This window comes from Microbacterium terricola, assembly GCF_027943945.1.
Lineage (GTDB): Bacteria > Actinomycetota > Actinomycetes > Actinomycetales > Microbacteriaceae > Microbacterium > Microbacterium terricola.
Genome location: NZ_AP027141.1, coordinates 590,722 through 617,210 on the forward strand (window position 1 = coordinate 590,722; position 26,489 = coordinate 617,210).

Genomic DNA, 26,489 nt, shown 5'->3' on the forward strand with positions numbered 1-26,489 from the left:
TGTTGACCATACCCTAGCGTCATCCGTACAAGTCAGAGAACACCGTTCAAGGATGTAGATGGATCTCCTCACTCTCGGCGAAGCACTGATCTGCTTCGACAGCGGCGACGACACGCTCGACGCGACCGGCGTCGTGCGCAAGTACGTCGTGGGCGCAGAGAGCAACGTCGCGATCGGCCTCGCCCGCCTCGGGCACTCCTCCGCCTACGTCGGACGGGTGGGCCGCGATTCGCTGGGCACCGAGATCGCTCGCACCCTGCGCGGCGAGGGTGTCGATGTGACCCACATCACCCGGCACGCCGGCGCGGCCACCGGCATCCTCCTCAAGGAGCGCCTGCGCAACGGCCGCACGGAGATCACGTACCACCGGGCCGGCTCCGCAGGCTCCGGGCTCTCCGTCGACGACCTGCCCGCCGACTTCGCGGGCGTGCGTCGGCTGCACGTCACCGGCATCACCCTCCACCTGAGCGCCGCCGCGCGCGCCGCCGTGCTCGAGGCGATGCGCCGGGCGCAGGCGGCGGGATGCCGGGTCAGCCTCGACGCCAACTTCCGCCGCAAGCTCGCGACGCGCGACGAACTCGCCGGCGCGTTCGCCGAGGCTGCCGCCCTCGCCGATGACGTGCTCCTCGGCCGCGCCGAGGCCGCCCTGTGCGCAGGGTCGGACGACGACGCCGCCGTCGAGGCGTTCGCGCGAGGACTCGGGGTGGAGACGGTCGTCGTCAAGGGACGTCAGGGCGGCGCACGCGCCTACGCCGGCGGCACGGTGGTCGAATCGACGGCTCTGCCGACGACCGTCGTCGACCCGGTCGGAGCGGGCGACGGGTTCGCCGTCGGCTACCTGCACGCGCTCCTGCACGGAGGCTCACTGCGCGACGCCCTCGAGATGGGCGGCCGGGTGTCGGCAAAAGTCATCGGCCGGCGCGGCGACTATCACGGGCTCCCGTTCCCCGAGGACCTCGATGCGCACACCACCGCGGGGGTGACCCGATGACCGCGTGGGATGCCGCGATCGCCGCAAGCCCGATCATCGGCGTGGTGCGCCACAGCGACGACGTGATCGCCGAGCGCATCGCCCGCGCCGCCGTCGACGGGGGCATCGGGATCATCGAGATCACCTTCACCGTCCCGTCGGCGCCGCAGCTCATCGCGCGGCTGCGCCAGGAGCTGCCCGGCATCGTGATCGGCGCCGGCACCGTGCTCACCGCCGCCGATGTCGACGCCGCGACGGCCGCAGGCGCCGACTTCCTCGTCTCGCCGATCGCCGATGCGGAGGTGATGCGCGCGGCCGCGGCCCGCAGCATCCGCTTCATCGCCGGAGCGGCCACACCGACCGAGGTCGCCGCCGCCTGGCGCGGGGGAGCCCAGGCCGTCAAGATCTTCCCCGCCGCGACCCTCGGCCCCGGTTTCGTCTCCGCGGTCCGCGACGTCCTCCCCGGCGTCCCCCTCATCCCCACCGGCGGCATCCGTCCCGCCGATGTCGGCGCCTGGCTCTCCGCCGGGGCGACCGCCGTCGGCATCGCCGGCTCGCTCACCTCGGCATGGCAGGAGGGCGGCGCCGACGGCGTCCGTGCCGCTGCTGCCACCGCCGTCACCGCTTCCGCACCGATCAGGAGTACCCGATGAACCGCGACCGACACGCGACCGACCCGGCCTCGGCCCGCACCGCAACCACCCAGGAGCTGCGCGACCGCTACCTGATCGACGAGCTGTTCGCCGACGGCGAGGTGCGCACCGTGCACACCGCGGAGGACCGGATGCTGGTCGCCGGGGTCGTGCCGGGCGACGACGACCTGGTGCTCGGCGACATCGCGGCGCTCGGCGACGGCGGCCTCGACCGCCGCGAGTTCGGCGTCATCAACCTCGGCACACCGGGCGAGGTGCTCGTCGACGGCGAGCCGTACGCCCTCGACCACCGCGACGGCCTGTACGCCGGCCGCGGCAGCCGCCTCGCCTTCCGCGGCCGCGGCGCGCGCTTCTACGTCGTCACCGCGCTCGCGCACACGACCCACCCGACGGTGCACATCCCGTTCGCCGCCTCCGCGCCGCTCGAGCTCGGCACCGAGGACGGCGGCGGCCGCCGCGCGCTGCACCGGTACGTCTGGGGTGACGGCGACGTGGCGTCGTGCCAGCTGCAGTTCGGCGTCACCGTGCTGCACCCCGGCGCCGTGTGGAACACGTTCCCGCCGCACCTGCACGAGCGGCGCACCGAGATCTACCTGTACTTCGAGCTCGACGAAGCCGCCCGCGTCGTGCACCTGATGGGCGAGCCCGAGCACACCCGCCACCTCATCGTCCGCAACGAGGAGGCCGTGATCGCCCCCCGGTGGTCGATCCACTCCGGAGCCGGCACCGGCCGCTACTCGTTCGTGTGGGCGATGGCCGGCGACAACCGCGACTACGGCGACCTCGCTCCCGTCCCCGTCGAGCAGCTCCGATGAGCGCCGCAGATCTTTTCTCGCTCAGCGGGCGCACCGCGCTCGTCACGGGCGCCGGGCGCGGCATCGGCCGTGAGATCGCGCGTGCGCTCGCCGACGCGGGCGCCGACCTGGTGCTCGTGGGGCGGGCGGAGTCGCTCGCATCCGCCGCGGACGAGCTCGCGGCCACCGGCCGGCGGGTCGACGTCGTGACCGCCGATCTCGGCGACGCCGCTGCGCTGCCGGCCCGGATGGACGAGGTCGCCGGGTCGCACGCCGTCGACATCCTGGTCAACTGCGCCGGCATCATCCGCCGCGGCGCCTTCCTCGACGCACCCGACGCCGACTGGCACGAGGTCCTCACCGTGAACCTCGAGGCCCCCCGCATCCTGAGCCGCGCGTTCGCCGCCGGGATGCTGGAACGCGGGCGCGGCAAGATCATCAACATCGCGAGCCTGCTGTCGTTCCAGGGTGGCAAGGAGGTCGCCGGATACACGGCGAGCAAGCACGCGCTCGTCGGCCTCACCCACGCGCTCGCGAACGAATGGGCGGGCCGCGGCGTCCAGGTCAACGCGATCGCCCCCGGCTACATCGCCACCGACAACACCGCCGCGCTCCGCAGCGATCCCACCCGCGACGCCGAGATCCTCTCGCGCATCCCGGCGGGTCGCTGGGGCACGCCGAGCGACCTCGCGGGCGCCGCGATCTTCCTGGCCTCACCCGCCTCCGACTACGTCACCGGACACACCCTCGTCGTCGACGGGGGATGGATGTCGCGGTGACCCACGACCACCCACCACGGATCCCGACCAAGAACAGGAGTTACCGCACCATGAGCAACACAGCTGCACGCGGGCGCATCGTCGCGCTCGCCATCGCCGGCATCGCCGCGCTCGCACTCTCCGGCTGCGCCGGACAGAGCGAGACCCCCGGGGAAGCACCCGCCGCCGAGGGCGGCACCTGCGCCCCCGAGGACATCCAGCTCATCGGCCAGGTCCGCAACGAGACCAACCCGTACGAGAAGGCCTGGCTCGACGGCGGCGACGCGTTCGCTGAGTCGGTCGGCCTCACCCAGACCCGCCTCACCTACGACGGCGAGTCGCCCAAGCAGCAGGAGCAGCTCCGCCAGGCGCTGAGCACCGGCAACCCCGAGTGCATGGTGCTCAACGTGCTGCCCAACGGCGACTCGGACACGACGCCGATCGTCAAGGAGGTCGACAACGCCGGCGCGTACCTCGTGACGCACTGGAACAAGCCGGCCGACCTGAACCCGTGGGACGGGCACGACACCTGGATCTCCCACATCACGTTCGACGGCAAGGATGCCGGGCGCCAGATCGCCGACGCGATGTTCGAGGCGATGGGCGGCTCGGGCGGCATCATCGCGCTGCAGGGCATCCTGGACACGGCCGCGGCCAAGGACCGCTTCATCGGTCTGCAGGACGCGCTCGCCGAGAACCCGGACGTCGAGCTGCTCGACGAGCAGGCTGCCGACTTCGACCGCACCACCGCGTTCAACATCACCAAGACGCTGATCACCAAGCACGGTGACGCGATCAAGGGCGTGTGGGCGGCGAACGACGACATGGCGCTCGGAGCGCTCCAGGCTCTGGAGGCGGCCGGCATGGACGGCGTCGCCGTGGTCGGCATCGACGCGGTTCCCGAGGCGGTCCAGGCTGTCGCAGACGGCACGATGACCGCGACGGTCTCGGTCGACGGCCCGTGGCAGGGCGGCATCGGCCTCGCGATGGGCTACTGCGCACTGACCGGCGAGCTCGACGTCGCCGAGCTCAGCAACGAGCAGCGCGCCTTCTTCGCGAAGCAGACGCTCATCAACGCCGACAACGCAGAAGAGAACCTCACCCCGACGGCGAACCTCGACGACTTCGCCTGCGACAACCTCTTCGACCGCGTCACCGGACCGGTGAGCTGATGAGTGCGCCCGCCCGGATCGGGCCCGCACCGCTCGAGACCGGGCGGGCGACCCCTCGCCGCCGCCACAGCACGCTGCTCGCCGACTTCGGCCCGCTCAGCGCGCTCGTCCTCCTCTGCATCGTCTTCTCGGTGCTGAGCCCGCAGTTCCGCACCTGGGGCAACCTCCGCAACGTGCTCGACTCCGCGGCGGTCCTCGCCGTCATCGCGGTCGGTCTCACGTTCGTGCTGCTGCTCGGTGCGATCGACCTCTCCATCGAGGGGGTGATGGCGACCGCGGCGATCAGTACAGCGCTTCTGGTGGCCAACACCCGCAACGACATCGATCTCGGCTTCCTGGGGATCGTCGCAGCCGTGGCCCTCGGCGCCTGCTTCGGGCTCGCCAGCGGTCTGCTCTCGACCGGCCTGAAGATCCCCTCCTTCATGACCACCCTGGGCATCTCGGCCATCGGCATCGGCGTGGCGACGGTCCTCTTCGCCGGCGTGCAGCCGACCGTCACCGACCCGGTGGTGGCGGAGTGGGCGTCCGGCCAGTGGTTCGGGCTGACCCGGCTCACGTTCGTCGCCGTCGCGGTGATCGTGATCGGGCTCCTCATCCAGCGGTACACCCGGCTGGGCCGGTACGCCAGGGCGATCGGCGGGGCCGAAGAGCTCGCGGTCCTGTCGGGGATGCCGGTGCGTCGCTACAAGACGCTGGCCTTCACATTCGCGGGCGCCGTCTACGGCCTCGCCGGCGTCATGGTGACCGTGCAGCTCGGCTCGGGCATCGTGCAGGCCGGGGTCGGCCTGAACTTCGCCGCCATCACCGCGGCCGTCGTCGGCGGCACCCTCCTCTCCGGCGGCCGCGGCGGTGTGCTGCAGTCCGTCGTCGGGGTCCTCATCGTCACGGTGCTCGCCAACGGCCTCGTGCTCATCGGCGTCAGCCCCTATGTCCAGCGCGCCGTCCAGGGCGTGATCGTCGTCGTCGCGGTCGTCATCACGGCATGGCCGCTGCGCGAGCGTCTGCGAGTCGTGAAATGACCACAGCATCCTCCGTCCCCGTCCTCGCCGTCCGCGAGCTGCGCAAGCGGTTCGCCGAGACCCGCGCCCTCGACGGCGTCAGCTTCGACGTCAGGGCTCACGAGGTCGTCGGGCTCATCGGCGAGAACGGTGCAGGCAAGTCGACCCTGCTGAAGACCCTCATCGGCCTGGTGCAGCCGGACTCCGGCTCGATCGAGATGCGCGGAGAGCCTGTTCGGATGCGCGGCATCGCCCAGGCGGGCGCCGCCGGCATCGGCATGGTCTTCCAGGAGCAGTCGCTCATCCCGAACCTCACGGTCGCCGAGAACATCCTGCTCGCTGCCGAGGGACCTGCGGTCGTGGGCGGCCTGTACCGGTGGCGCGAGCTGAACCGCCGCGCGCAGGTGCAGCTCGACAAGATCGGCTCCAAGATCCGGCCCGAGACAATCACAGAGGAGCTCAGCTTCGCCGACCGCCAGATGGTCGAGATCGCCAAGGTGCTGGCCACCGAGGAGCGCACGAACGCCGAGCCCGTCGTCCTGCTGGACGAGCCGACCTCGGTGCTCGACCGCGACGAGACCGAGGTGCTGTTCGCGCAGATCGAGCGACTGCGCGCACGGGCCTCCGTCGTGTTCGTGTCGCACCGCCTCGACGAGGTGCTGCGGGTGTCCGACCGCGTCTTCGTGCTGCGCAACGGCCAGACCGTCGCGGAGTGCATCCCCGGAGAGGTGGACGAGGAGACCCTGCGCAGGCTCATGATCGGCCGCGACCTCGAGGGAAGCCACTACAGCGAGGAGCTGCAGGCGCCTGCGCGCGAGGAGGTGCTGCTGTCGGTCCGCGACCTGTCGGTGCGCGGAGTCTGCGAGCAGGTCGGCTTCGACGTGCACGCGGGCGAGGTGCTCGGCATCGCAGGGGTGCAGGGGTCAGGCCGCGAAGAGCTCTGCCGGAGCCTCTTCGGCGCGCTGGCCACCCGCACCGGACGCGTCACGATCAACGGCGCGCGGGCCCGGCTGCGCTCGCCCAGGGCGGCGATCGCCGCCGAGGTGGGGTTCGTGCCGGCTGAGCGCCGCAAGGAGGGCATGGTCGCCTCCATGTCGGTCGCCGAGAACATCACGCTGCCGCACATCGAGAAGGTCTGCGCCGGCCCTGTCCTGCTGCGGGGGCGCGAGCGGGCGATCGCCGACGAGTGGATCGAGCGTCTCAGCATCCGCACCCCCGGTTCGTCTGCGCCGCTCGGGTCGCTCTCCGGCGGCAATCAGCAGAAGGCGGTCCTCGCGCGCTGGATGGTCTCGGACTCGCTGCGACTGCTGATCCTCGACCACCCGACCCGCGGACTCGACGTCGGCGCGAAGGGCGAGGTCTACCGGCTGATCCGCGAGCTGACCGCCGCCGGTGTGGCGGTCGTCCTGATGGCAGACAGTCTCGAAGAGCTGATCGCGATGAGTCACCGCGTGCTGGTGATGCGCGACGGGCGGGTGGTCGACGTGCTCGACGCACCCCTCGGCGCGAAGCCCGCGCCGGTCGAAGTGCTGGAGCGGATGATCTGATGACCATTACCGAGAAGACCGGGTCATGGGCGCTCGTCGCGAACGCCACTCGCACCACGAGTGCGACACGTCGGCGGATGCTGCTGACCATCATGCCGATCGTGGTGCTGGCGGCCCTCGTGGCTGCCATCTCGATCGCGAACCCCAACTTCCTGCGCCCCGCGAGCGTGTGGACGGCGCTGGATTCCGCCGTGCCGCTGATGATCCTCGCCTCCGGAGCGATGCTGGTGATCCTCTGCGGCGGCATCGACCTGTCCATCGCCGCCCTCGCCTCGATGGCGTCCGTGCTGGTCGCGCTGTGGATTCCCGGACTCGGCGGCTGGGCTGTGCCCGCCGTCGTGGTGGTCTGCGCGCTCGCCGGCGCCCTGCAGGGAGCGATCCACGTGATCGCGCAGGTGCCGTCGTTCCTCGTCACGCTCGGCGGCCTGGCCGTCTGGTCGGGCATCGCGCTGGTGGCGTCCGGTGCCGCGACGATCGGCGTGCAGGGCACCACTCTGGACTGGACGTTCACCCGGATCGGCGACCTGCGCATCCCCAGCGCCGTGATCATCGCGGCCGTGCTCGTCACCGCCTTCGCTCTCGTGCTGCAGTTCACGCCCGCGCGCCGCTGGCTCATCGCGATCGGCAGCTCGGAGCCCGCCGCGCTGCTGGCCGGCGTCCCCGCCGTGCAGGCCAAGGTCGCGGTGTTCACGATCTCGGGCGCGTGCGCCGGCTTCGCGGGCGTCATGCTCGTGGGCCGCACCTTCAGCGGGGCGCCCAGCCTCGCTGATTCCCTTCTTCTGCCGGTGGTCGCCGCCATCGTGGTGGGTGGAACGGCGATCACCGGCGGATTCGGCGGCATCGGCCGTACCGTCGTAGGAGTGCTCATCATCACCGTGCTGCGCGTCGGGCTCTCCGTCGCAGGTGTGGACCCGTCGTATGAGCAGATCTTCTACGGCGTGCTCGTCATCGCCGCGGTCGCCCTCACCATCGACCGATCGAAACTCCCGTTCGTCAAATGAAGCTCGCCAGTGAGGCTCGTCGTACGACGCCCTCACGTGAAAGGACCACCATGACCACCGCCGCCCTCCTGCCCAGCGTCGCCGCATTCATCGGCTCGCCCCAGAGGCTCCTCATCGACGGGGAGTGGCGGGATGCCGCCGACGGGCGCACGTTCGCGACGATCGACCCCGCCACCGAGGAGACGATCACCCAGGTCGCGCAGGCCGGGGCCGAAGACGTGAACCGCGCGGTCGCCGCGGCCCGTCGGGCATTCGAGCACGGGTCGGCCTGGAGCCGGTTCACGCCGCGTCAGCGCGGACGGCTCCTGTGGAAGATCGCCGACCTGCTCGAGGAGAACGCCGACGAGTTCGCGCAGCTGGAGGCGCTCGACGGCGGCAAGCCCTTCGCCGGCGCCCGTGACGGCGACGTGGCCACGGCCGCCGAGCTGTTCCGCTACTTCGCCGGCTGGACGAACAAGATCGAGGGCACGACGATCCCGATGTCCAGCGAGACGGCGCAGTTCCACGCGTACACCGTCCGCGAGCCGATCGGCGTGGTGGCGGGCATCGTCCCGTGGAACTTCCCCCTGACCATGGCCGCGTTCAAGATCATCCCCGCGATCACGGTCGGCAACACCGTGGTCCTCAAGCCGGCCGAGCAGACGCCGCTGAGCGCGCTGCGCCTGGGCGAGCTGATGCTGGAGGCCGGCCTGCCCGGCGGAGTCGTCAACGTGCTCCCCGGCTTCGGCGACACGGGCGCGGCGCTGGTCGACCACCCCGACGTCGACAAGGTGGCCTTCACCGGCTCCACGGCGGTGGGCAAGAAGATCGCGGCCGCCGCCAGCCGCAACCTCAAGAAGGTCTCGCTCGAGCTCGGCGGCAAGGCGCCGAACATCGTCTTCGACGACGCCGATCTCGCCAAGGCCATCCCCGGGTCCGCGCACGCGGCGTTCTTCAACCAGGGCCAGTGCTGCGTGAACGGCTCCCGCCTCTACGTGCAGCGCGGCGTGTTCGACGAGGTCGTCGCCGGCATCGCCGAGATCGCCAAGGGCATCCGCGTCGGCAGCGCCTTCGACGAGAGCACCGACATGGGCCCGCTCATCTCGGACGAGCAGTTCGAGAAGGTGACCGGCTATCTCGCGGCCGGTGTCGCCGAGGGCGCGACGGTCGCCGAGGGCGGCGTGCGCGTCGGAGACCGCGGCTACTTCGTGCGGCCCACCGTGTTCACCGACGTGAGCGAGCAGATGTCGATCCAGACCGACGAGATCTTCGGCCCGGTGGTGACCGCCGTGCCGTTCGACACCGAGGAGCAGGCGATCCAGGCGGCGAACAACACCCGATACGGCCTCGCTGCCGGCGTGTGGTCGCGCGACATCGGCACCGCCCACCGGGTCGGCGGGCGGCTGCGTGCAGGCACCGTGTGGCTGAACTCGTGGCACGCGGACGATGTCACGCTGCCCCGCGGCGGCTACAAGGAGTCCGGCTGGGGTCGCGAGCTCGGTTCGTTCGGGGTCGAGGACTACACGGAGCTGAAGACGATCATCGCCGAGCTCTGACGCGTCCGCGGCTTCCGCCGATCGTCCGCCAGAATGTCCCCATGCCCCCTGCGATTCTTCGGCGTGCCCGCCTCCGACGAGCACTCGCCGCGACCGTCACGGCGGCCCTGATCGTCGTGGCGGGGGTCGTCGGCACCGCCGCCCCCGCCCAGGCGGCGACCTCCGGCTGGCTGTCGACCTCGGGGTCGCGGGTGGTCACCTCGTCCGGGTCCGCGTACACGATCAAGGCGACGGCCTGGTTCGGGATGGAGACCCCGAACTGCACCCCGCACGGGCTCTGGTCGATCTCGCTCGATTCGGGGCTCGCCCGGATCGCAGCGATGGGCTTCAACACGATCCGGCTCCCGTTCTCCAACGAGTGCCTGGCGGCGAAGAGCTCGAACTCGATCAACGCGCAGGTCAATCCGAAGCTGGTGTCGCTGACCCCGCTGAAGCTCATGGATACGGTGATCGCGCGGGCCAAGGCGCACGGGCTCAACGTCATCCTCGACCGGCACCGCCCGGACTCCGGCTCGCAGTCCGAGCTCTGGTACACCGACAGGTACAGCGAGAAGCGGTGGATCAGCGACTGGACCATGCTCGCCAAGCGCTACCGGACGAACTCCACCGTGATCGGGTTCGACCTGCACAACGAGCCGCACGGCGCCGCCTGCTGGGGCTGCGGCGACGCGAAGCGCGACTGGCGTGCCGCAGCCACCAGGGCGGGCAACGCGGTGCTCGCCGTGAACCCGAGGCTGCTCATCATCGTCGAGGGCGTCGAGCGCGAATCCGACGGCACGAGCACCTGGTGGGGCGGGGGCCTCCGCGGCGTCCGCACGAAGCCCGTCACCCTCGCGGTGAACAACCGGGTCGTCTACTCACCGCACGACTACCCGGCCACCGTCTACCCGCAGTCGTGGTTCAGCGCATCGAACTACCCCGCCAATCTGCCCGCGATCTGGGAGAGGAACTGGGGCTACATCCAGACGAAGGGCATCGCGCCGGTGCTCCTCGGCGAGTTCGGCACGAAGTACGAGACCAGCAGCGACAGGAAGTGGCTGAAGACCCTCGTGCGCTACCTGGACGCGCGGCGCATGGGATTCATGTACTGGTCGTTCAACCCGAACAGCGGCGACACCGGGGGCCTCGTCAAGGACGACTGGGTCACGCCGCAGAAGAGCAAGCTCGCCGTGCTCGCCCCGATCCTCGGAGAGTCGGCGACGCCGAAGCCCGCTCCCACCGCCAGTTCCACGCCGAAGCCCACCCCGACGAAGAGCTCGACGCCGACGCCCGCGCCCTCCCCATCCGCATCCTCCGCCAATGCGGCCGGCCTGCGGGTGACGTACGTGACGCAGAGCGCGTGGGCCGACGGCTATGTCGCCCAGATCGCCGTGACGGGCGTCAAGAAGGCGGCGAAGTCGTGGAGCGTCAGCTGGCGGTCGCCCGGCATCACCGGGATCGTGAACAGCTGGGGACTCTCGTGCTCGATCGCGTCGTCCGTGGTGACGTGCAGGGGATCGGACTGGGCTGCGCTGGTCGCCGCCGGTCAGACCGTGAACGTGGGCCTGCAGGCCGCCGCGTCCAGCGCACCCGCGAACCCGGTGATCACGGTCCGGTCGAAGCTCGCCTCCTGACGCGGCGGTAGCGTGGGCTCATGCCATTGACCGGAGAGTACAAGCCGTCCACCTCGGAGTGGGCGCGCACGCAGGCCGAGAAGTACGAGGCGACGGGCGGGGCGGAGGCGAATCTGCTCCGCGGCGTGCCGATCATCGTCCTGACCACCGTCGGGGCCAAGAGCGGGGCACTGCGCAAGACGGCGCTGATGCGGGTCGAGCACGACGGCAGCTACCTCGTCGTCGCGTCGAAGGGCGGCGCCCCCGACGAGCCGGCCTGGGGCGGCAACATCCGCCGGCACCCGCACGTCGAGCTGCAGGACGGCGCCGACAAGCGCGACTACCAGGCGCGCGAGCTGTCCGGCGACGAGCGCGAGCTGTGGTGGGAGCGCGCCGTCGCGGTCTGGCCCGACTACGCCAACTACCAGACCAAGACCGACCGTCTCATCGCGGTCTTCCTCCTCGAACCCGTCGCCGGCTGAGGCTCAGCCGAGCATCGTCTCGATCGGGCCGCGGGCGAAGTAGACCACGAAGCCCGCGGCCACGATCCAGAGCAGCGGGCTGATCTGCCGCGCCTTGCCCGAGAGTGAGCGGATCACGGCCCAGGAGATGAACCCTGCGCCGATGCCGTTCGCGATCGAGTAGGTCAGCGGCATCACCGTGATGGTGAGGAACACCGGGATCAGCGCCGACATCTCGGTGAGGTCGATGTGGCGGATCTGCGCCATCATCAGCGCACCGACGATCACGAGCGCGGCCGCAGCGATCTCGGTCGGGACGATCGAGGTGAGCGGGGTGAAGAACATCGCGAGCAGGAACAGTCCACCGGTGACGATGTTCGCCAGTCCCGTGCGAGCGCCCTCGCCGATGCCGGCACCCGATTCGATGAAGACGGTGTTCGACGACGAGGACGTCGCGCCGCCTGCGACGGCGCCGATGCCCTCGACGATGAGCGCGGAGCGCAGTCGCGGGAAGTCGCCCTTGGCGTCGGCCAGCCCCGCCTCGCGCGACAGGCCGGTCATGGTGCCCATGGCGTCGAAGAAGTTCGTGAACACGAGGGTGAAGATGAGCATCAGTGCGGCGAGGGCGCCGATGCGGCCGAAGCTGCCGATCAGATCGACCTGACCGACCAGGCTGAGGTCGGGGATGCTGACCCAGCTCGACGGCAGCGCGGGCACGGCGAGCGACCAGCCGTTCGGGTTGACGGTGTCTCCGGAGAACTTGGGGCCGAGGTGCCAGATCGCCTCGACGATGATCGCGATGAGCGTGCCCGTCACCAGGCCGATCAGCAGCGCGCCCTTGACCTTGCGGGCCATCAGGACGCCGGTGAGCAGCAGGGTGACCACGAACAGCAGGGTCGGCACGGTGGCGATCGAGCCGGAGATGCCGAGGCCGACCGGGGGAGAGCTCGCACCGGTCGCGGTGACGAAGCCGCTGTCGACGAACCCGATGAAGGCGATGAACAGGCCGATGCCGACGGTGATCGCGGTCTTCAGCTGCAGCGGCACCGCGTCGAAGATCATGCGGCGCAGACCGGTGGCCGCCAGCAGCACGATGATGAGGCCGTTGATGACGACGAGGCCCATCGCCTCCGGCCAGGTCACCTGCCCGACGACCGAGACCGCGAGGAACGAGTTGATGCCGAGCCCGGCCGCGAAGGCGAACGGCAGCCGCGTGACCACGCCGAAGAGGATCGTCATCGCACCGGCGGTGAGCGCCGTGACGGCGGCGACCTGCGCGAACCCGAGGGTGTTCCCCGCGACGTCGGTGCCGCTGGAGAGGATGATCGGGTTGAGGATCACGATGTAGGCCATCGCGACGAAGGTCACGACACCGCCGCGCACCTCGGCTCCGACCGTCGATCCTCTCCTGCTGATCTCGAAGAAGCGGTCAAGGCCGTTCTTCGGCGGGGCGACGGTTGTCTCGGTGCTGGTCATGATTCCTCCGCAGACGACGTTAGCGGCCAACCGCGCCCTCGCGCGCGCGCCGGGAAGGATCGTGCCGCCGCGCTGGGTAGGGTCGATGGCGCATGCATCGCCTGACCGTCGCCCTCCTCGTCGCCATCGACGCCGCCATCGCTGCGGCCGTCGGTCTCGCGGTGTTCCTCGCGCCGCTCACCCTGCTGTGGGTCTTCGTCCTCGGCGCCGACCCGGGGGATCTCTGGCCGACCGCCGGCACGCTGTGGCAGTTCGCCCACCTCGTGCCCCTGACGGTCACTCTGCCCGACGCGTACCTGGCGGCGACAGGCATCGACGCGAAGGCGGCATCCTTCGTCCTCTCGCTGGCGCCGCTCGCGCTCACGGCCTTCACCGCGATCTTCGCCGCCCGCTCCGGTGTGCGGGCCTCGCGCGCGGAGGCGTGGCTCACCGGCGTCGTCGTGGGCGGCGGCGTCTTCGCCGTGCTCGCCTGGCTCGTGGGGGCGACGAGTGCCAACGACCTCGCGACCGTGGTGCCCTGGCAGGCGGTGCTGCTGCCCGCCCTCGTGTTCGCGCTGCCCTCGCTCGGTGCGGCGATCATCACCGAGTGGCGTGAGGCCGGCGCCGGACCCGTCGCCGCCCTGCGCGACCGCATCGAGTCCTCGGCCGGGGGCTGGGGTGCGTTGCCCGGTCTCGTCGCCCGGGGGGCGGCCGTCGCGATCGTCGGCCTGATCGGCCTGGGCGCCGCCGTCGTCGCCATCGGGCTCGTGCTGCGCGCCGACCAGGTCGTCACGCTCTTCGAGGCGGGGAACGTGGACGCGCTCGGAGCGATCCTGCTCACGCTCGCTCAGCTCGCCTATCTGCCGACGCTCGTGATCTGGGGGCTCGCGTTCGCCGCAGGACCTGGATTCGCCGTCGGCCCCGGCACCGCGGTCTCGCCCGCGGGCACGCAGGTCGGCGTCGTGCCGGGCGTGCCGCTGCTGGGCGCCATCCCGGAGTCCACCTCCACCTGGCTGCTGCTGCTGGCGCTCGTGCCGGTCGCCCTCGGCGCGTTCGCCGGCTGGATCGCCCGGTCGCGCACGGCGCGGGCTGCCGGAGGCGAGGCCGTCGCGCCCCGCGTCGTGATCGCCGCGGGCATCGCGCTCACCGCCGCCGCTGCCGCAGCCCTGCTCTCGCTGCTGGCCTCCGGGTCGATCGGACCGGGAAACCTCGCGCAGGTCGGCCCCGACGCCGGCGCGGTGGCGCTCGCCGTCGGCGTCGAGGTCGCGATCGGCGCAGGCATCCTGCTGCTGTCCCCGCGCTCGCACTCGGGCGACGACCTCGTGCCGCTCACCGCCGACCCCGTGCCCCAGGTGGAGGCCGACGGCGAGACCGGGGCCGGCGAGCGTCGCATCGAGGACTACTTCCTCATCGCCGACGACGACGATCGCGTTCCGGCGCCCGACCCGCAGGATTCGACGGATGCTGCGGCCGACCCCGACGCGACAGTCGACCTGTCCGCCGAGCTCGGCTTCCCGCCCGAGGACGACCCCGACCGGACGCTCGATCTGGGCCCCCGCGGGGACCCGCCCCGACCGCCGGTAGACTAGCCGCGTGCTCACGGTCGCCGTCCTCATCTCGGGCACGGGGTCGAACCTGCGCGCTCTGCTCGACGCGGCATCCGCGCCCGACTTCCCCGCGCGCGTCGTCGTCGTCGGTGCCGACCGGGAGGCCGATGGCCTCGCCCACGCCGAGGAGTTCGGCATCCCGTCGTTCACGGTCCCGTTCACCCGATTCGCCAGTCGCGAGGAATGGGGCGAGGAGCTCGCCGCGCAGCTGCGCATCTGGCAGCCCGACCTCGTCGTCCTGAGCGGGCTGATGCGGCTCCTGCCGTCGGCGCTCGTCGATGCGTGGGCGCCGCACCTCATCAACACCCACCCCGCCTACCTGCCCGAGTTCCCCGGCGCACACGGCGTGCGCGACGCGCTCGCCGCCGGTGCGACCGAGTCCGGCGCGAGCGTCATCGTCGTCGACAACGGCGTGGACTCCGGTCCGATCCTCGCCCAGGAGCGCGTGCCCGTGCTCGGCGGCGACACCGAGCACACCCTGCACGAGCGCATCAAGCCCGTCGAGCGCCGTCTGCTGATCGACGTCGTCCGCCGCATCGCGACCGGCGAGCTCGATCTCGCTGCGGCCGCAGCATCCTGATCCCGCCCCATCCCACACAGGAGAATCGCCATGGCCGGTCCGAGCCACGACCCGTCCCTCTACCGCGAACGCGACATCGTCCCGATCCGTCGCGCTCTCGTCTCGGTCAGTGACAAGACCGACCTGCTCACGCTGGCGGCCGCGCTCGCCGATGCGGGGGTCGAGATCGTCTCCACCGGCGGCTCCGCCGCCCTGCTGCGCGACGCCGGCTACGCGGTCAGCGACGTATCGGCCGTCACCGGGTTCCCGGAGTCGCTCGACGGGCGCGTGAAGACCCTGCACCCCGGGGTGCACGCCGGCCTGCTCGCCGATCTGCGCCTCGAGGACCACGAGCGGCAGCTCGCCGCCCTCGACATCCGGCCGTTCGAGCTCGTCGTCGTCAACCTCTACCCGTTCGTCGAGACCGTGGCCTCCGGCGCCGAAGGCGACGACGTGGTCGAGCAGATCGACATCGGCGGCCCTGCCATGGTGCGCGCGTCGGCCAAGAACCACGCGAACGTCGCGATCGTCGTCTCGCCCGAGTCATACCCCGCGGTGATCGCCGCGGTCGCCGCCGGCGGCACCTCGCTCTCGCAGCGCCGCGAGCTCGCCGCGCGCGCGTTCGCGCACACCGCCGCGTACGACCGCGCCGTCGCCGAGTGGTTCAGCGAGGCGACGCTCGCCTCACAGGAGGACCTTCCCCAGCACCTGACGATCAAGGCCGAGCGCCTCGCGACCCTCCGCTACGGCGAGAACTCGCACCAGCGCGCCGCGATCTACACGCGCACCGGCGGGCACGGCATCGCCCAGGCCACCCAGCTGCAGGGCAAGGAGATGTCGTACAACAACTACGTCGACGCCGACGCTGCCCTCCGCGCCGCGTTCGACCTGGTCAAGCCGGCCGTCGCGATCATCAAGCACGCGAACCCGTGCGGCATCGCGGTCGGCGCCCCGCAGGCGCTCGACCCGATCGCCTCCGCGCACCTGCGCGCGCACGAGTGCGACCCGGTGTCCGCCTTCGGCGGCGTGATCGCCGCCAACCGGACCGTCACGCTGAAGATGGCCGAGAACCTGCGCGACATCTTCACCGAGGTGATCGTCGCGCCCGACTTCGAGCCGGCCGCTCTCGAGGTGTTCGCGCTGAAGAAGAACCTCCGCGTGCTCAAGCTGCCCACGGACTGGCAGCAGGAGGGCATGGACGTGCGCCTCGTGTCCGGCGGCCTGCTCCTGCAGGACGCCGACCGTTTCCCGAGCGAGATCGAGTCGCTCGTCGACTCCTGGCAGCTGGTCACGGGCGAGCGTCCCGCCGACGAGGAGCTGTCGAACCTGTCGTTCGCGTGGAAGACCTGCCGTGCGGTGAAGTCGAACGCGATCGTGCTCGCCAAGGGCTCGGCGACCGTCGGTATCGGCATGGGCCAGGTCAACCGCGTCGACTCGTGCCGCCTCGCGGTCGAGCGCGCCGGCGACCGGGCCAAGGGCTCGGTGGCGGCCTCCGACGCGTTCTTCCCGTTCGCCGACGGACCGCAGGTGCTGCTCGACGCGGGCATCACCACGATCATCCAGCCCGGTGGATCGGTGCGCGACCAGGAGGTCATCGACGCCGCCCGCGCCGCGGGCGTGACGATGTACTTCACCGGCGAGCGCCACTTCTTCCACTGACCGGAGGCTGATCCGGCTGTCTCCCGTGCACGGTCTGCGGGAGGCAGAGTGAACGCCTCGTGCGCGAATACACCCGTTCCGCGGCAGATGCAAGCGGGTGGGCATCCGCGCGCATCGGGGTCAGGGTGATTCTGAACCGGTTTAGTCCACCGGGGACGAAAGAGCTCCCATGTCCGACGCGCCCCGCCCGACGATCGCCGACGTCGCTCGGCGAGCGGGCGTCAGCAAGGGCCTGGTGTCGTTCGCCCTGAACGATCGACCCGGGGTCTCGCCGGACAGCCGGGAGCGCATCCTCGAGGCCGCCCGAGAACTGGGCTGGACGCCGAGTCTGCGCGGGCGTTCGCTGAGCACAGGACGATCGTTCGCCTGCGGTCTGGTCATCGGCCGCAGCCCTGACGTCATCGCCGCCGACCCGTTCTTCCACTCGTTCATCGCCGGCCTCGAGGACGTCTTCTCGACGTCGGGGCAGATCCTCGTGCTCGCCGCGGCGACGCCCGGGCGCCACGAGACCGAGACCTATCGCGGACTCGCCTCGGACCGGCGGGTCGACGGGTTCGTCATCACCGACCTGCGCGCGGACGACGAGCGGATCGCCCTCGTGGAGTCGCTCCGGCTGACGGCGGTCACCCTCGGCCATCCCGACATCGAGAGCCCGTTCTCATCGGTGTCCGTCGAGGACGGAGCGGGCATCCGGAGTGCCGTCGCGCACCTCGCGGAGCTCGGGCATCGGCGGATCGCCCACGTCGCCGGTCCGCAGACGATGCTGCATGCGCGCCGCCGCGCCGACGCCTTCACGCAGGCCGCCGCCGCCGCGTCCGTCGAGCACGTCGTCGTGACCACCGACTTCAGCGCGGCCGAAGGGGCGGAGGCGACCAGGACCCTCCTCGCATCCGACGAGCCGCCGACGGCGATCGTCTACTCCAACGACCACATGGCGATGGCCGGCCTCGGCGTCGCACAGCGCCTCGGGATCCGCGTTCCGCTCGACCTGTCGATCACCGGCTTCGACGACACCGAACTGGGCCGTCACCTCCACCCGGCACTCACCTCGGTCGCGACCGACGCGAGGGAGTGGGGAACGGTCACCGCCCGCACCCTGCTCGACGCGCTCGCCGGCGCCGACCCCATCCATGTCGAGCTCTCCGAGCCCGCTCTCATCGTCCGCGAGTCCACCGGACCCGCACCCCACCCACACCCCCGCGGCGGAAGCCGCGACTGAACAAGGAGCGAACATGCGACGACGCATACTCATCGCGACGACAGCGGCCGCTGCCGCCCTGGCCCTCACCGCCTGCGGGGGCGGCGGGGGCGGAAGCACCGCCGCCGGCTTGGACAAGCGTGGCGACATCACCATCTGGTACTCGAACAACGAGGCGGAGATCGCCTGGGGCAAGCAGATGGTCGAAGCCTGGAACGCGGAGAACCCCGACGAGCAGATCAAGGCTCAGGAGATCCCGGCCGGCGCATCGAGCGAAGAGGTCATCGGTGCCGCGATCACCGCCGGCAACGCACCGTGCCTCGTCTTCAACACGTCGCCGGCAGCCGTACCCGGCTTCCAGAAGCAGGGCGGACTGGTGAACCTGTCCGAGTTCGAGGATGGCGACGACTACATCACCGAGCGCAGCGGCGACCTCGCCGAGCAGTACCGCTCGGAAGACGGCGGCCTCTATCAGATGCCGTGGAAGTCGAACCCCGTCATGATCTTCTACAACAAGGCGATGTTCAAGGAAGCCGGCCTCGACCCGGAGAACCCGTCCCTGTCGACGTATGACGAATTCCTCGAGTCCGCTCGGGCGATCAAGGAGTCGGGCGCGGCGACCTTCGCGATCAACCCGGCGCCGACGAGCGAGTTCTTCCAGTCGTGGTTCGACTTCTACCCGCTGTACGCGGCGCAGACCGGTGGGACGCTGCTCGTCGAGGACGGCAAGGCGACCTTCGACTCGGAGGACGGCAAGGCCGTCGCCGACTTCTGGCGCACCCTGTACGACGAAGAGCTCGCGGGCCAGGAGCAGTACCAGGGCGACGCCTTCGCCGACGGGTACTCCGCGATGGCGATCGTCGGCCCGTGGGCGATCTCGGTATACGGCGACGCCGTCGAGTGGGGCGCGGTTCCCGTGCCGACGCAGGACGGCACCGCAGCAGAGGACACCTGGACCTTCAGCGACGCCAAGAACGTCGGCCTCTTCACCGCCTGCGAGAACAAGGCGACGGCGTGGGACGTCCTCAAGTTCGCCACCAGCGAGGAGCAGGACGGGATCTGGCTCGAAGAGACCGGACAGATGCCGCTGCGGCAGAACCTGACCGAGACCTACCCGGACTACTTCGAGGCGAACCCCGCCTACGAGCAGTTCGGCGATCAGGCCTCGCGCACCGTCGAAGTGCCGAACGTCCAGAACTCGGTCGAGATCTGGCAGAAGTTCCGCGACGGCTACTCCGAGTCGGTGATCTTCGATGAGAAGGATGTCGACGCCTTCCTCACCGACACCGCCGCCGAGATCGACGAGCTCGCGGGCGAGTGACATGACCACGGATCTCGCGGGCACGGCGGGGCGGACCGGGGGCGACCCCGGTCCGGCCCCCACGCCCGCTCCCCCCGCAGGCGAGGCGCCCCCGGCGAGGAAGCGGCGCCGTCTCCTCGGCAGGCACCCGCTCGGGCTCCTGCTCGCAGCGCCCTACATCGTGTTCGTGCTCGTGGTGTTCGCGTATCCCGTCGTGTTCGCGGTGTGGATCTCGTTCCACGACTACTTCTTCGCGGCCCCGGGAGCGGTCGTGGACCGCCCGTTCGTCGGGTTCGACAACTACGTCGACGTGCTCACGGACTCCGACGTCTGGCAGTCGTTCCGCAACGTGGCGGTCTTCCTCATCATCAACGTGCCGCTGACGGTGGTCCTGTCGATCGTCCTGGCGACGGCGCTCGACCGGGTGGTGCATGCCCGCACGTTCTTCCGGGTGAGCTACTACGTGCCGTTCGTCACAGCATCCGTCGCCGTGGTCGCCGTCTGGCTCTTCCTCTTCTCACGGGACGGGCTGGTCAACACCGTGCTCGGGCCGCTCGCTCCGGATCCGTCCTGGCTCGTCAACCCCCTGCTCGCGATGCCGACGATCGCCTTCTTCGTCACCTGGAAGGGCCTGGGCTTCTACATCCTGCTCTACCTGGCCGCACTTCAGAACGTGCCGAAGGAGCTCTACGAGTCGGCGGCGATGGACGGCGGCGGGCGCGTGCGTCAGTTCTTCTCCGTGACCGTGCCAGGTGTGCGCACCGCGACGTTCCTCGTCCTGCTGCTGTCGACGATCACCGGCGCGAACCTCTTCACCGAGCCGTATCTGCTCACCGGAGGCGGCGGTCCCAACGGCGCGTCCACCTCGCCCGTGCTGCTGATGTACCAGCGGGGGATCGAGCAGCAGAACCCCGGGGTGGCTGCGGCCATCGGAGTGATCCTCATCATCGGGGTGCTCCTGCTCGCCTGGATCCAGCGTCGCCTGGTCGGAAGGGATGAGTCATGAAGCGCGCACTCGGAAGCAGCGCCGCGCTCTATGTCGTGCTGAGCCTCGGTGCCCTCGCCTTCCTCTTCCCCTTCTACTACATGGTCGTCGGCTCGCTGCAGACTGATGTCGACACGACGCTCGCGGGCGCGTTCCCGAACCCCGCCAACATCACGGTCGAGAACTACGTCGCCATCAATGAGCGGATCAATCTCGTTCAGGGGCTCGTGAACTCCGGCATCTTCACCGGCGGTGTGCTCCTGGGCACGGTCGTCTTCGGCGTCCTCGCCGGATACGCGCTCGCGGTGCTGGAATGGCGCGGCCGCGGAACGACGTTCGCGATCCTCCTGCTCGTCCAGATCGTGCCGTTCCAGATGCTGATGATCCCGCTCTACGTGATGATCGCGCGGGACTTCGGCCTCTCGGACAACTACCTGGGGATGATCCTGCCCTTCCTGATCAGCTCCACCGCGGTGCTGATCTTCCGGCAGTACTTCCTACAGCTGCCCAAGGACCTCTTCTCGGCCGCCCGCATCGACGGCGCGGGGGAGTTCCGGCTGCTGTGGAGCGTCGCGCTGCCGCTTGTGCGACCGGCGCTGCTGACCGCGGTGCTGCTCACGTTCATCGGTCCGTGGAACGAGTTCCTCTGGCCGTTCCTCATCACCAAGGAGGCCTCGATGCAGCCCCTGGCTGTCTCCCTCGCGAACTTCATCTCCAACGTGGCCGCCTCCACGGCGAACCCGTTCGGAGCGATGATGGCGGGCGCTGTCGTGCTGGCGGTCCCCGCGGTCACCCTGTTCGTCGTGTTCCAGCGCTACTTCAAGTCGAACGACCTCGGATCCGGGGTGAAGGGCTGATCATGGTCGACTCCATCCCCTACCGCCTCACCCGCATGGGCGTCATCATGACGCCCGACCCCGAGGACCCGAACGAAGCCGAAGGCGTGCTCAACCCTGGTTCGGGCCGCGGACCGGACGGCGAGCTGTACCTGCTCCCGCGCCTCGTCGCCGGCGGCAACGTGTCGCGCGTCGGTCTCGCCAAGGTGCTCGTCGACGACGGCGTCCCGGTGGGCGTCGAACGCGTGGGCGTCGTGCTCGAGCCCGACCGCGGCTGGGAGCGCGGTGTCGGCAATGCCGGCGTCGAAGACCCGCGCACGACGTGGATCGACGTGCTCGGGCTGCACGTCATGACCTACGTCGCCTACGGTCCGCTCGGGCCGCGCACCGCCGTCGCGGTGTCGACCGACCTGCGCGAGTGGCAGCGTCTGGGGCCGGCGCTGTTCCGGTACGACGACGCCCTCGACATGGACCTCAACCTCTTCCACAACAAGGACACGTCGTTCTTCCCCGAGCCGGTGACAGCTCCGGACGGCACCCGGTCGCTCGCGGTGCTGCATCGGCCGATGTGGGACCTCGACGAGACCAAGGCAGGGCAGGGCATCCGCGTGCCCGCCGGAGTCACCGACCAGCGTCAGTCGATCTGGATCAGCTACGTGCCGCTCGACGCGGTCGAGTCCGACCTCGGCGCCCTGACCCTCTGGGGCCAGCACCGTTTCGTCGCCGGCCCGGAGTTCGCGTTCGAAGAGCTCAAGATCGGCGGCGGTCCGCCGCCGCGGCGGGTGCCGGAGGGGTGGCTCGTGATGCATCACGGGGTCACCGGGGTGCTCGAAGATGCGTTCGCCCCGCAGCAGCGCGTCAACTACGCCGCCGGGGTCCTCATCCTCGACGCCGACGACCCTTCCCGCGTCGTCGCACGCACCGCCGAGCCCCTGCTGGCACCGGAAACCGACGACGAGCGCAGCGGCATCGTGCCGAACGTCGTCTTCCCCACCGCGATCGAGGAGGTCGAAGGCCGGCTCTTCGTCTTCTACGGGATGGCCGACTCGAAGATCGGCGTCGCCCTGCTCGAACGCACAGACCCGCCTGACACCTGAACCGCACGATCGGAGAACCGACGATGAACCTTTCCGCACGGCGGGGCGTTCGCGCCGCCGCCGCACTCGGCGCCGCCGCGACGCTCGTCCTGACGCTGGTCGCACCCGCGTCAGCTCAGGCGTCCACGGGGATCCCGGCCGCCACGCAGGTGCAGGCTCCGACGCCGGACCCGCTCACCAACCTGGCGCACCTCGACTTCCTGCTCGACGAGGCGACGCCCGCCGAGGATGTCGCAGGGCACACGACGTATCGCCTGGCCGACGAGCCGACTCTCGTGATGCCGTGGACGTACGCCGACGCCCGACCGGGCGGCACGTTCGAGCGCGTGGGCGGGGGAGGGTTCAACGAGGAGACCGGCTACTGGAACCAGGGCGCGTACAACGCCGACGACATCGCACGCGCCGCCGTGGTCTATCTGCGGCACTGGCACCAGACGGGGGCGGATTCGAGCCGCGCCTCGGCGTACGAGATGCTGCGGTCGATTACCTACCTGCAGACGACCGAGGGTGACAACGCCGGCAATGTCGTCCTCTGGATGCAGCCGGACGGAACGCTGACTCCCTCGGCCGTGCCGGCCGAGCTGCCGGATCCGTCGGACTCGGGCCCCAGCTACTGGCTGGCCCGCACGATCTGGGCGCTCGGCGAGGGCTACGCGGCCTTCGAGGACGACGACCCCGCCTTCGCCGCCTTCCTCGAGGACCGGCTCGCTCTCGCGATCGACGCCGTGGAGCGTCAGGTGCTCGTCCGCTACGGCGAATGGGCCGAATCCGACGGCATGCGCGTTCCGGCATGGCTCATCGTGAACGGAGCGGATGCCTCGGCCGAGGCAGTGCTCGGACTCGCGGCGCGCGTGCGCGCCGTTCCGACCGATGCCGACGCCACGGCCGCCCTCCGGCAGCTCGCCGAGGGCATCGCGGCGATGAGCGCCGGCGGTCCCGGCTCCTGGCCCTACGGTGCGGTGCTGCCGTGGGCGGAGTCGCGGAGCATGTGGCACGCCTGGGGCTCCCAGATGCCGGCGGCGCTCGCCGAGGCATCCGTCGTGCTCGACGATCCGTCGCTGGCGGAGCCCGCCGTGCGCGATGCGGCCGTCTTCACGCCGACTCTGCTCACCGCGGGCGGCCCCGACAACGGCTGGTTCCCGACGCCCGCCGACCGCGTGCAGATCGCCTACGGCGCGGACGCGCGGGTGCAGTCGCTGCTGGCGGTGGCAGACGCGACCGGCTCGAGAGGGTTCGCGCAGCTCGCGGCCATGCAGGCTGCCTGGTTCTTCGGGGCCAACCACGCCGGTGCCGCGATGTACGACCCCGCGACCGGGATCGCCTTCGACGGCCTCCAGCCGAACGGCGACGTCAACCCGAACAGCGGTGCCGAGAGCACGATCCACGCGCTGCTCACGATGCTCGCGCTCGACGCGCGCCCGGCTGTCGCCGCACGCACGCTCGCGAGCACCGAGGTCGTCGACCGCGACGGGCTCCGGGTGGTCGAAGCGGAGTCCGCGGTGCGCACCAGGGGCACGGTGACTGCTCCGACCCCCTGGACGGGCGAATCGCTGTGGTCGGGCGGCGGCCTGCTGCTGGAGGCCGGCGACAGGGCGGTGTTCGACATCGGCCGCGCCCGCACGGCGCGCACGGTCGAGCCGGTCGTCTGGTCGGCGCCCGGAACGGCGAGCAGATCGACGTGGACGGCCGACCGGGGGTGGATCGGCCGACTCGCCGAGGACGCGCCGCCGCAGGGCATCTCACCGGTCCCGGGGGTCCTCCTGCCCCATGAGCTCGACCGGCTCGTCCCGGCGAACCGTCGCACGGTCGCGGTGACCGTGACGCGCGGTTCGCTCGAACTCGACGCGCTGCTGATCCGCCCGAAGGTCTCGCGCCTGGTCCTCGGCGGGGAGACGCGCACAGAGCTCGTGCACTCCGCATCGGCGAAGCCCACCTCCGTCCGGGTGGGTGGAGACCGGTCGACGACGATCCGCATCTACGACGTCGAAGGCACGCTCGTCCGCGAAATGCCGCGCCGCGGAGCGGGCACCATCGTGCTTCCGGCCGGAGGATTCGCGATCGCGACCGGCTGAGCCACTCCCCGCCGCGCCCACGAGGGCGCGGCGGGGTGACACACGTGTCGGCGAGGCTCACGGTCGTGTCCGATTTCCGCGAGCCGCACGCCGTCGCGCGTGCCAGGCTTGAGGTCATGAGCACCACCGCGATGACCTTCGACGAGCGCTACCGCGCGATCGACTCGCGCGATTCCCGCTTCGACGGGCAGTTCGTCACCGCGGTGCGCTCGACGGGCATCTACTGCCGCCCGAGCTGCCCCGCGCGCACGCCCAAGCCGGCCAACGTCACGTTCTACGCGACATCGGCAGCGGCGCACGAGGCGGGCTACCGCGCGTGCAAGCGCTGCCTGCCCGAGGCGGCGCCCGGATCGCCCGAGTGGAATATGCGCGGCGACACCGCAGGACGCGCGATGCGGCTGATCGCCGACGGGGTGGTCGAGCGCGAGGGCGTACCGGGGCTCGCTGCGCACCTGGGGTACTCGCCTCGCCACCTCACCCGCCTGCTCACCGCTGAGCTCGGTGCAGGACCGCTCGCCCTCAGCCGGGCGCAGCGCGCGCACACCGCCAGGATGCTGCTCGTGGGCACCGACCTGCCCGCTGCCGACGTCGCCTTCTCGGCCGGCTTCGCCAGCATCCGGCAGTTCAACGACACCGTCCGCGAGGTGTTCGGGATGACGCCGCTCGCGCTGCGCGCACGACGCCCGTCGGCAGCGGCCGGGAGCGGGGGAGCCGGCGTCGGCGCCCCCTCCGGGCTCATCGACCTCGTGCTGCCCCACCGCGGTCCGCTGGACGCGGACGGGCTCTTCGCCTGGATGGCCGCCCGAGCCCTGCCCGGCGTCGAGACGGCGACTCCCACCTCGTTCTCCCGGGCGCTGCGCCTGGCGGGCGGCCCCGCGTGGTTCGAGCTGCGCCTCGACGTGACCGGCCGCGTGCGCATGCGCGCGCGCCTGACCCACCTCGGCGACCTTCCCTCGCTCGTGGCGCGTTCCCGCCGGCTCTTCGACCTGGATGCCGACCCGATCGCCGTCGACGAGGCGCTGACGCGGCAGCCCGAGCTCGCTCCGCTCGTCGCCGTGGTGCCCGGCATCCGCGTCCCGGGCGCGGCCGACCCGCACGAGATGCTCATCCGCGGGATGGTCGGGCAGCAGATCACGGTCGTCGCCGCGCGCACGGCGCTCACGCGGCTGGCCGACGCCCTCGGCGACGAGGTCGACGGGTTCGGGGGAGACACCCGGCTGTTCCCGACCATGTCCGCCATCGCCGAACGCGGGCACGAGGTGCTGCGCGGACCCGCCGCGCGCATCCGCGCCATCACCGGCGCCGCCGCCGCGCTCGCCGACGGCTCGCTGACCCTCACCAGCGGCGACGACGGCGTCGAGCAGCGCGCCGCTCTGCTGCAGATGCCCGGCATCGGCCCCTGGACCGCCGACTACGTCCGCATGCGCGTGCTCGGCGACCCCGACGTCACGCTCCCCGGCGATGTCGCCGTGCGAGCCGGCGCGGCTGCTGCCGGCATCCCCGCCGAGCCCCGGTCGTTCGACGCGTGGGCCGCCCGCACCGCCCCGTGGCGCTCCTACCTCACCGCCCACCTGTGGCGCGCGGCGCCTGTGCGGCCGAGCCGCGCCGCCGACCGACCGCTCGCACCCGATTCGAGGGAGACCACGACATGACCGCCACCATCCAGACCATCGGCACCCCCGACGGCCCGTTCACGATCCTCGCCGACGACGCGGGACGCGTGCTCGCGTCCGGCTGGACCGCCGACCCCGACGCGATCCTGGCCCGCATCCGCACCCGGCCGGACGACGTCCGCGAAGGGGAGACGGATGCTGCCGCCGCCGCCCTCGCCTACTACGCCGGAGACCTCGGCGCCATCGACGCCGTCGCCGTCGCGCAGCCCGGGACGCCGATGCAGCAGGCCGGGTGGGCCGCGCTGCGGCGCATCGGACCCGGTCGACCGCTGACCTACTCCGAGTTCGCCGCAGCCCTCGGGCAGCCGCGGGCCGTGCGGGCCGCAGCATCCATCTGCGCCCGCAACGCGCCCGCCCTGTTCGTGCCGTGCCACCGCGTCCTGCGCGGCGACGGCTCGCTCGGCGGGTTCGCGTGGGGCGTCGAGGTCAAGCAGAGCCTGCTCGCCCGGGAGCGCGCCGCCGTCTGATCACGGGGCATTTGCACTCAGCAAACACTCAGGCATATTCTGGAGGGCTGCCGCCGCGCGGCGGCACCCCATTCACCGATCCGAGGAGGACGCCATGTAC

General features: G+C 71.1%; 23 protein-coding genes. 22 read left to right on the top strand and 1 reads right to left on the bottom strand.

Annotated elements, in window-relative coordinates; genetic code table 11:
* Positions 1 to 58: 58 nt before the first annotated feature.
* From Microterr_RS02775 to Microterr_RS02825, 11 genes are read left to right on the top strand one after another with little or no spacing between them, the layout of a single operon-like run.
* A complete protein-coding gene (locus Microterr_RS02775; RefSeq protein WP_263796261.1) occupies positions 59 to 991 on the top strand; it encodes a sugar kinase in 933 nt (310 codons plus the stop codon).
* Complete coding sequence (locus tag Microterr_RS02780; protein ID WP_263796260.1) at positions 988 to 1,623, top strand: bifunctional 4-hydroxy-2-oxoglutarate aldolase/2-dehydro-3-deoxy-phosphogluconate aldolase; 636 nt, start codon at positions 988 to 990, stop codon at positions 1,621 to 1,623. The genes Microterr_RS02775 and Microterr_RS02780 overlap by 4 nt, the downstream gene beginning before the upstream one ends.
* Complete coding sequence (gene kduI, locus Microterr_RS02785; protein ID WP_263796259.1) at positions 1,620 to 2,438, top strand: 5-dehydro-4-deoxy-D-glucuronate isomerase; 819 nt, start codon at positions 1,620 to 1,622, stop codon at positions 2,436 to 2,438. The genes Microterr_RS02780 and kduI overlap by 4 nt, the downstream gene beginning before the upstream one ends.
* Positions 2,435 to 3,196, top strand: coding sequence for an SDR family oxidoreductase (locus Microterr_RS02790; RefSeq protein ID WP_263796258.1), 762 nt, complete (start codon positions 2,435 to 2,437; stop codon positions 3,194 to 3,196). Before kduI ends, Microterr_RS02790 begins: the two co-directional genes overlap by 4 nt.
* Before the next feature lie 50 nt (positions 3,197 to 3,246).
* Positions 3,247 to 4,347 carry a sugar ABC transporter substrate-binding protein gene (locus tag Microterr_RS02795; RefSeq protein ID WP_263796257.1) on the top strand — a complete coding sequence of 367 codons (1,101 nt, stop codon included), beginning with the start codon at positions 3,247 to 3,249 and terminating at the stop codon, positions 4,345 to 4,347.
* Positions 4,347 to 5,366, top strand: coding sequence for an ABC transporter permease (locus Microterr_RS02800; RefSeq protein ID WP_263796256.1), 1,020 nt, complete (start codon positions 4,347 to 4,349; stop codon positions 5,364 to 5,366). The genes Microterr_RS02795 and Microterr_RS02800 overlap by 1 nt, the downstream gene beginning before the upstream one ends.
* A complete protein-coding gene (locus tag Microterr_RS02805) occupies positions 5,363 to 6,892 on the top strand; it encodes a sugar ABC transporter ATP-binding protein (RefSeq protein WP_263796255.1) in 1,530 nt (509 codons plus the stop codon). Before Microterr_RS02800 ends, Microterr_RS02805 begins: the two co-directional genes overlap by 4 nt.
* Positions 6,892 to 7,893: an ABC transporter permease gene (locus Microterr_RS02810; RefSeq protein ID WP_263796254.1), complete on the top strand. Its 1,002-nt coding sequence runs from the start codon at positions 6,892 to 6,894 to the stop codon at positions 7,891 to 7,893. Before Microterr_RS02805 ends, Microterr_RS02810 begins: the two co-directional genes overlap by 1 nt.
* Positions 7,894 to 7,943: 50 nt before the next feature.
* Positions 7,944 to 9,428: an aldehyde dehydrogenase family protein gene (locus Microterr_RS02815; protein ID WP_263796253.1), complete on the top strand. Its 1,485-nt coding sequence runs from the start codon at positions 7,944 to 7,946 to the stop codon at positions 9,426 to 9,428.
* Positions 9,429 to 9,469: 41 nt separating this feature from the next.
* On the top strand, positions 9,470 to 11,041 hold the full coding sequence (locus tag Microterr_RS02820) for a cellulase family glycosylhydrolase (protein WP_263796252.1): 1,572 nt from the start codon (positions 9,470 to 9,472) through the stop codon (positions 11,039 to 11,041).
* A gap of 20 nt (positions 11,042 to 11,061) precedes the next feature.
* Entirely contained in the window at positions 11,062 to 11,502 is a 441-nt protein-coding gene (locus Microterr_RS02825) for a nitroreductase family deazaflavin-dependent oxidoreductase (protein ID WP_263796251.1), read from the top strand.
* A 3-nt stretch (positions 11,503 to 11,505) separates the two neighbouring features.
* Here the strand turns inward: Microterr_RS02825 and Microterr_RS02830 are convergent, their stop codons facing one another.
* Complete coding sequence (locus Microterr_RS02830; RefSeq protein ID WP_263796250.1) at positions 11,506 to 12,957, bottom strand: NCS2 family permease; 1,452 nt, start codon at positions 12,955 to 12,957, stop codon at positions 11,506 to 11,508.
* A 92-nt stretch (positions 12,958 to 13,049) separates the two neighbouring features.
* Here Microterr_RS02830 and Microterr_RS02835 point away from each other — a divergent pair, with 92 nt between their 5' ends.
* The 11 genes from Microterr_RS02835 (at position 13,050) to Microterr_RS02885 (ending at position 26,389) form a co-directional block, all read left to right on the top strand.
* Positions 13,050 to 14,525 (top strand): cell division protein PerM, encoded by a 1,476-nt coding sequence (locus Microterr_RS02835; RefSeq protein ID WP_263796249.1) that lies wholly within the window; start codon positions 13,050 to 13,052, stop codon positions 14,523 to 14,525.
* Between the two features lie 4 nt (positions 14,526 to 14,529).
* Entirely contained in the window at positions 14,530 to 15,123 is a 594-nt protein-coding gene (purN, locus tag Microterr_RS02840) for a phosphoribosylglycinamide formyltransferase (protein WP_263796248.1), read from the top strand.
* A 30-nt stretch (positions 15,124 to 15,153) separates the two neighbouring features.
* Positions 15,154 to 16,761, top strand: coding sequence for a bifunctional phosphoribosylaminoimidazolecarboxamide formyltransferase/IMP cyclohydrolase (purH, locus tag Microterr_RS02845; RefSeq protein WP_263796247.1), 1,608 nt, complete (start codon positions 15,154 to 15,156; stop codon positions 16,759 to 16,761).
* Positions 16,762 to 16,930: 169 nt separating this feature from the next.
* The gene (locus Microterr_RS02850) at positions 16,931 to 17,980 is read left to right on the top strand and encodes a LacI family DNA-binding transcriptional regulator (RefSeq protein WP_263796246.1); all 1,050 of its coding nucleotides are present in this window, start codon (positions 16,931 to 16,933) and stop codon (positions 17,978 to 17,980) included.
* 13 nt (positions 17,981 to 17,993) lie between these two features.
* Positions 17,994 to 19,280 carry an extracellular solute-binding protein gene (locus Microterr_RS02855; protein WP_263796245.1) on the top strand — a complete coding sequence of 429 codons (1,287 nt, stop codon included), beginning with the start codon at positions 17,994 to 17,996 and terminating at the stop codon, positions 19,278 to 19,280.
* 1 nt (position 19,281) lies between these two features.
* On the top strand, positions 19,282 to 20,265 hold the full coding sequence (locus tag Microterr_RS02860; RefSeq protein WP_263796244.1) for a carbohydrate ABC transporter permease: 984 nt from the start codon (positions 19,282 to 19,284) through the stop codon (positions 20,263 to 20,265).
* Positions 20,262 to 21,101: a carbohydrate ABC transporter permease gene (locus Microterr_RS02865; protein WP_263796243.1), complete on the top strand. Its 840-nt coding sequence runs from the start codon at positions 20,262 to 20,264 to the stop codon at positions 21,099 to 21,101. Before Microterr_RS02860 ends, Microterr_RS02865 begins: the two co-directional genes overlap by 4 nt.
* Positions 21,102 to 21,103: 2 nt before the next feature.
* The gene (locus tag Microterr_RS02870; protein WP_263796242.1) at positions 21,104 to 22,177 is read left to right on the top strand and encodes a glycoside hydrolase family 130 protein; all 1,074 of its coding nucleotides are present in this window, start codon (positions 21,104 to 21,106) and stop codon (positions 22,175 to 22,177) included.
* Positions 22,178 to 22,200: 23 nt separating this feature from the next.
* The gene (locus tag Microterr_RS02875; RefSeq protein ID WP_263796241.1) at positions 22,201 to 24,249 is read left to right on the top strand and encodes a hypothetical protein; all 2,049 of its coding nucleotides are present in this window, start codon (positions 22,201 to 22,203) and stop codon (positions 24,247 to 24,249) included.
* Between the two features lie 116 nt (positions 24,250 to 24,365).
* The gene (locus Microterr_RS02880; protein WP_263796240.1) at positions 24,366 to 25,901 is read left to right on the top strand and encodes an AlkA N-terminal domain-containing protein; all 1,536 of its coding nucleotides are present in this window, start codon (positions 24,366 to 24,368) and stop codon (positions 25,899 to 25,901) included.
* Positions 25,898 to 26,389 (top strand): methylated-DNA--[protein]-cysteine S-methyltransferase, encoded by a 492-nt coding sequence (locus Microterr_RS02885; RefSeq protein ID WP_263796239.1) that lies wholly within the window; start codon positions 25,898 to 25,900, stop codon positions 26,387 to 26,389. Before Microterr_RS02880 ends, Microterr_RS02885 begins: the two co-directional genes overlap by 4 nt.
* Positions 26,390 to 26,489: the final 100 nt, after the last annotated feature.

Coding starts and splice junctions, on each gene's coding strand:
- Microterr_RS02805 (WP_263796255.1), top strand. CDS start 5,363: ATGACCACAGCATCCTCCGTCCCCGTCCTCGCCGTCCGCGAGCTGCGC.
- Microterr_RS02810 (WP_263796254.1), top strand. CDS start 6,892: ATGACCATTACCGAGAAGACCGGGTCATGGGCGCTCGTCGCGAACGCC.
- purH (WP_263796247.1), top strand. CDS start 15,154: ATGGCCGGTCCGAGCCACGACCCGTCCCTCTACCGCGAACGCGACATC.
- Microterr_RS02855 (WP_263796245.1), top strand. CDS start 17,994: ATGCGACGACGCATACTCATCGCGACGACAGCGGCCGCTGCCGCCCTG.
- Microterr_RS02850 (WP_263796246.1), top strand. CDS start 16,931: ATGTCCGACGCGCCCCGCCCGACGATCGCCGACGTCGCTCGGCGAGCG.
- Microterr_RS02885 (WP_263796239.1), top strand. CDS start 25,898: ATGACCGCCACCATCCAGACCATCGGCACCCCCGACGGCCCGTTCACG.
- Microterr_RS02815 (WP_263796253.1), top strand. CDS start 7,944: ATGACCACCGCCGCCCTCCTGCCCAGCGTCGCCGCATTCATCGGCTCG.
- Microterr_RS02830 (WP_263796250.1), bottom strand. CDS start 12,957: ATGACCAGCACCGAGACAACCGTCGCCCCGCCGAAGAACGGCCTTGAC.
- Microterr_RS02820 (WP_263796252.1), top strand. CDS start 9,470: ATGCCCCCTGCGATTCTTCGGCGTGCCCGCCTCCGACGAGCACTCGCC.
- kduI (WP_263796259.1), top strand. CDS start 1,620: ATGAACCGCGACCGACACGCGACCGACCCGGCCTCGGCCCGCACCGCA.
- Microterr_RS02825 (WP_263796251.1), top strand. CDS start 11,062: ATGCCATTGACCGGAGAGTACAAGCCGTCCACCTCGGAGTGGGCGCGC.
- Microterr_RS02795 (WP_263796257.1), top strand. CDS start 3,247: ATGAGCAACACAGCTGCACGCGGGCGCATCGTCGCGCTCGCCATCGCC.
- Microterr_RS02870 (WP_263796242.1), top strand. CDS start 21,104: ATGGTCGACTCCATCCCCTACCGCCTCACCCGCATGGGCGTCATCATG.
- Microterr_RS02865 (WP_263796243.1), top strand. CDS start 20,262: ATGAAGCGCGCACTCGGAAGCAGCGCCGCGCTCTATGTCGTGCTGAGC.
- Microterr_RS02800 (WP_263796256.1), top strand. CDS start 4,347: ATGAGTGCGCCCGCCCGGATCGGGCCCGCACCGCTCGAGACCGGGCGG.
- Microterr_RS02875 (WP_263796241.1), top strand. CDS start 22,201: ATGAACCTTTCCGCACGGCGGGGCGTTCGCGCCGCCGCCGCACTCGGC.
- Microterr_RS02835 (WP_263796249.1), top strand. CDS start 13,050: ATGCATCGCCTGACCGTCGCCCTCCTCGTCGCCATCGACGCCGCCATC.
- Microterr_RS02790 (WP_263796258.1), top strand. CDS start 2,435: ATGAGCGCCGCAGATCTTTTCTCGCTCAGCGGGCGCACCGCGCTCGTC.
- Microterr_RS02860 (WP_263796244.1), top strand. CDS start 19,282: ATGACCACGGATCTCGCGGGCACGGCGGGGCGGACCGGGGGCGACCCC.
- Microterr_RS02780 (WP_263796260.1), top strand. CDS start 988: ATGACCGCGTGGGATGCCGCGATCGCCGCAAGCCCGATCATCGGCGTG.
- Microterr_RS02775 (WP_263796261.1), top strand. CDS start 59: ATGGATCTCCTCACTCTCGGCGAAGCACTGATCTGCTTCGACAGCGGC.
- Microterr_RS02880 (WP_263796240.1), top strand. CDS start 24,366: ATGAGCACCACCGCGATGACCTTCGACGAGCGCTACCGCGCGATCGAC.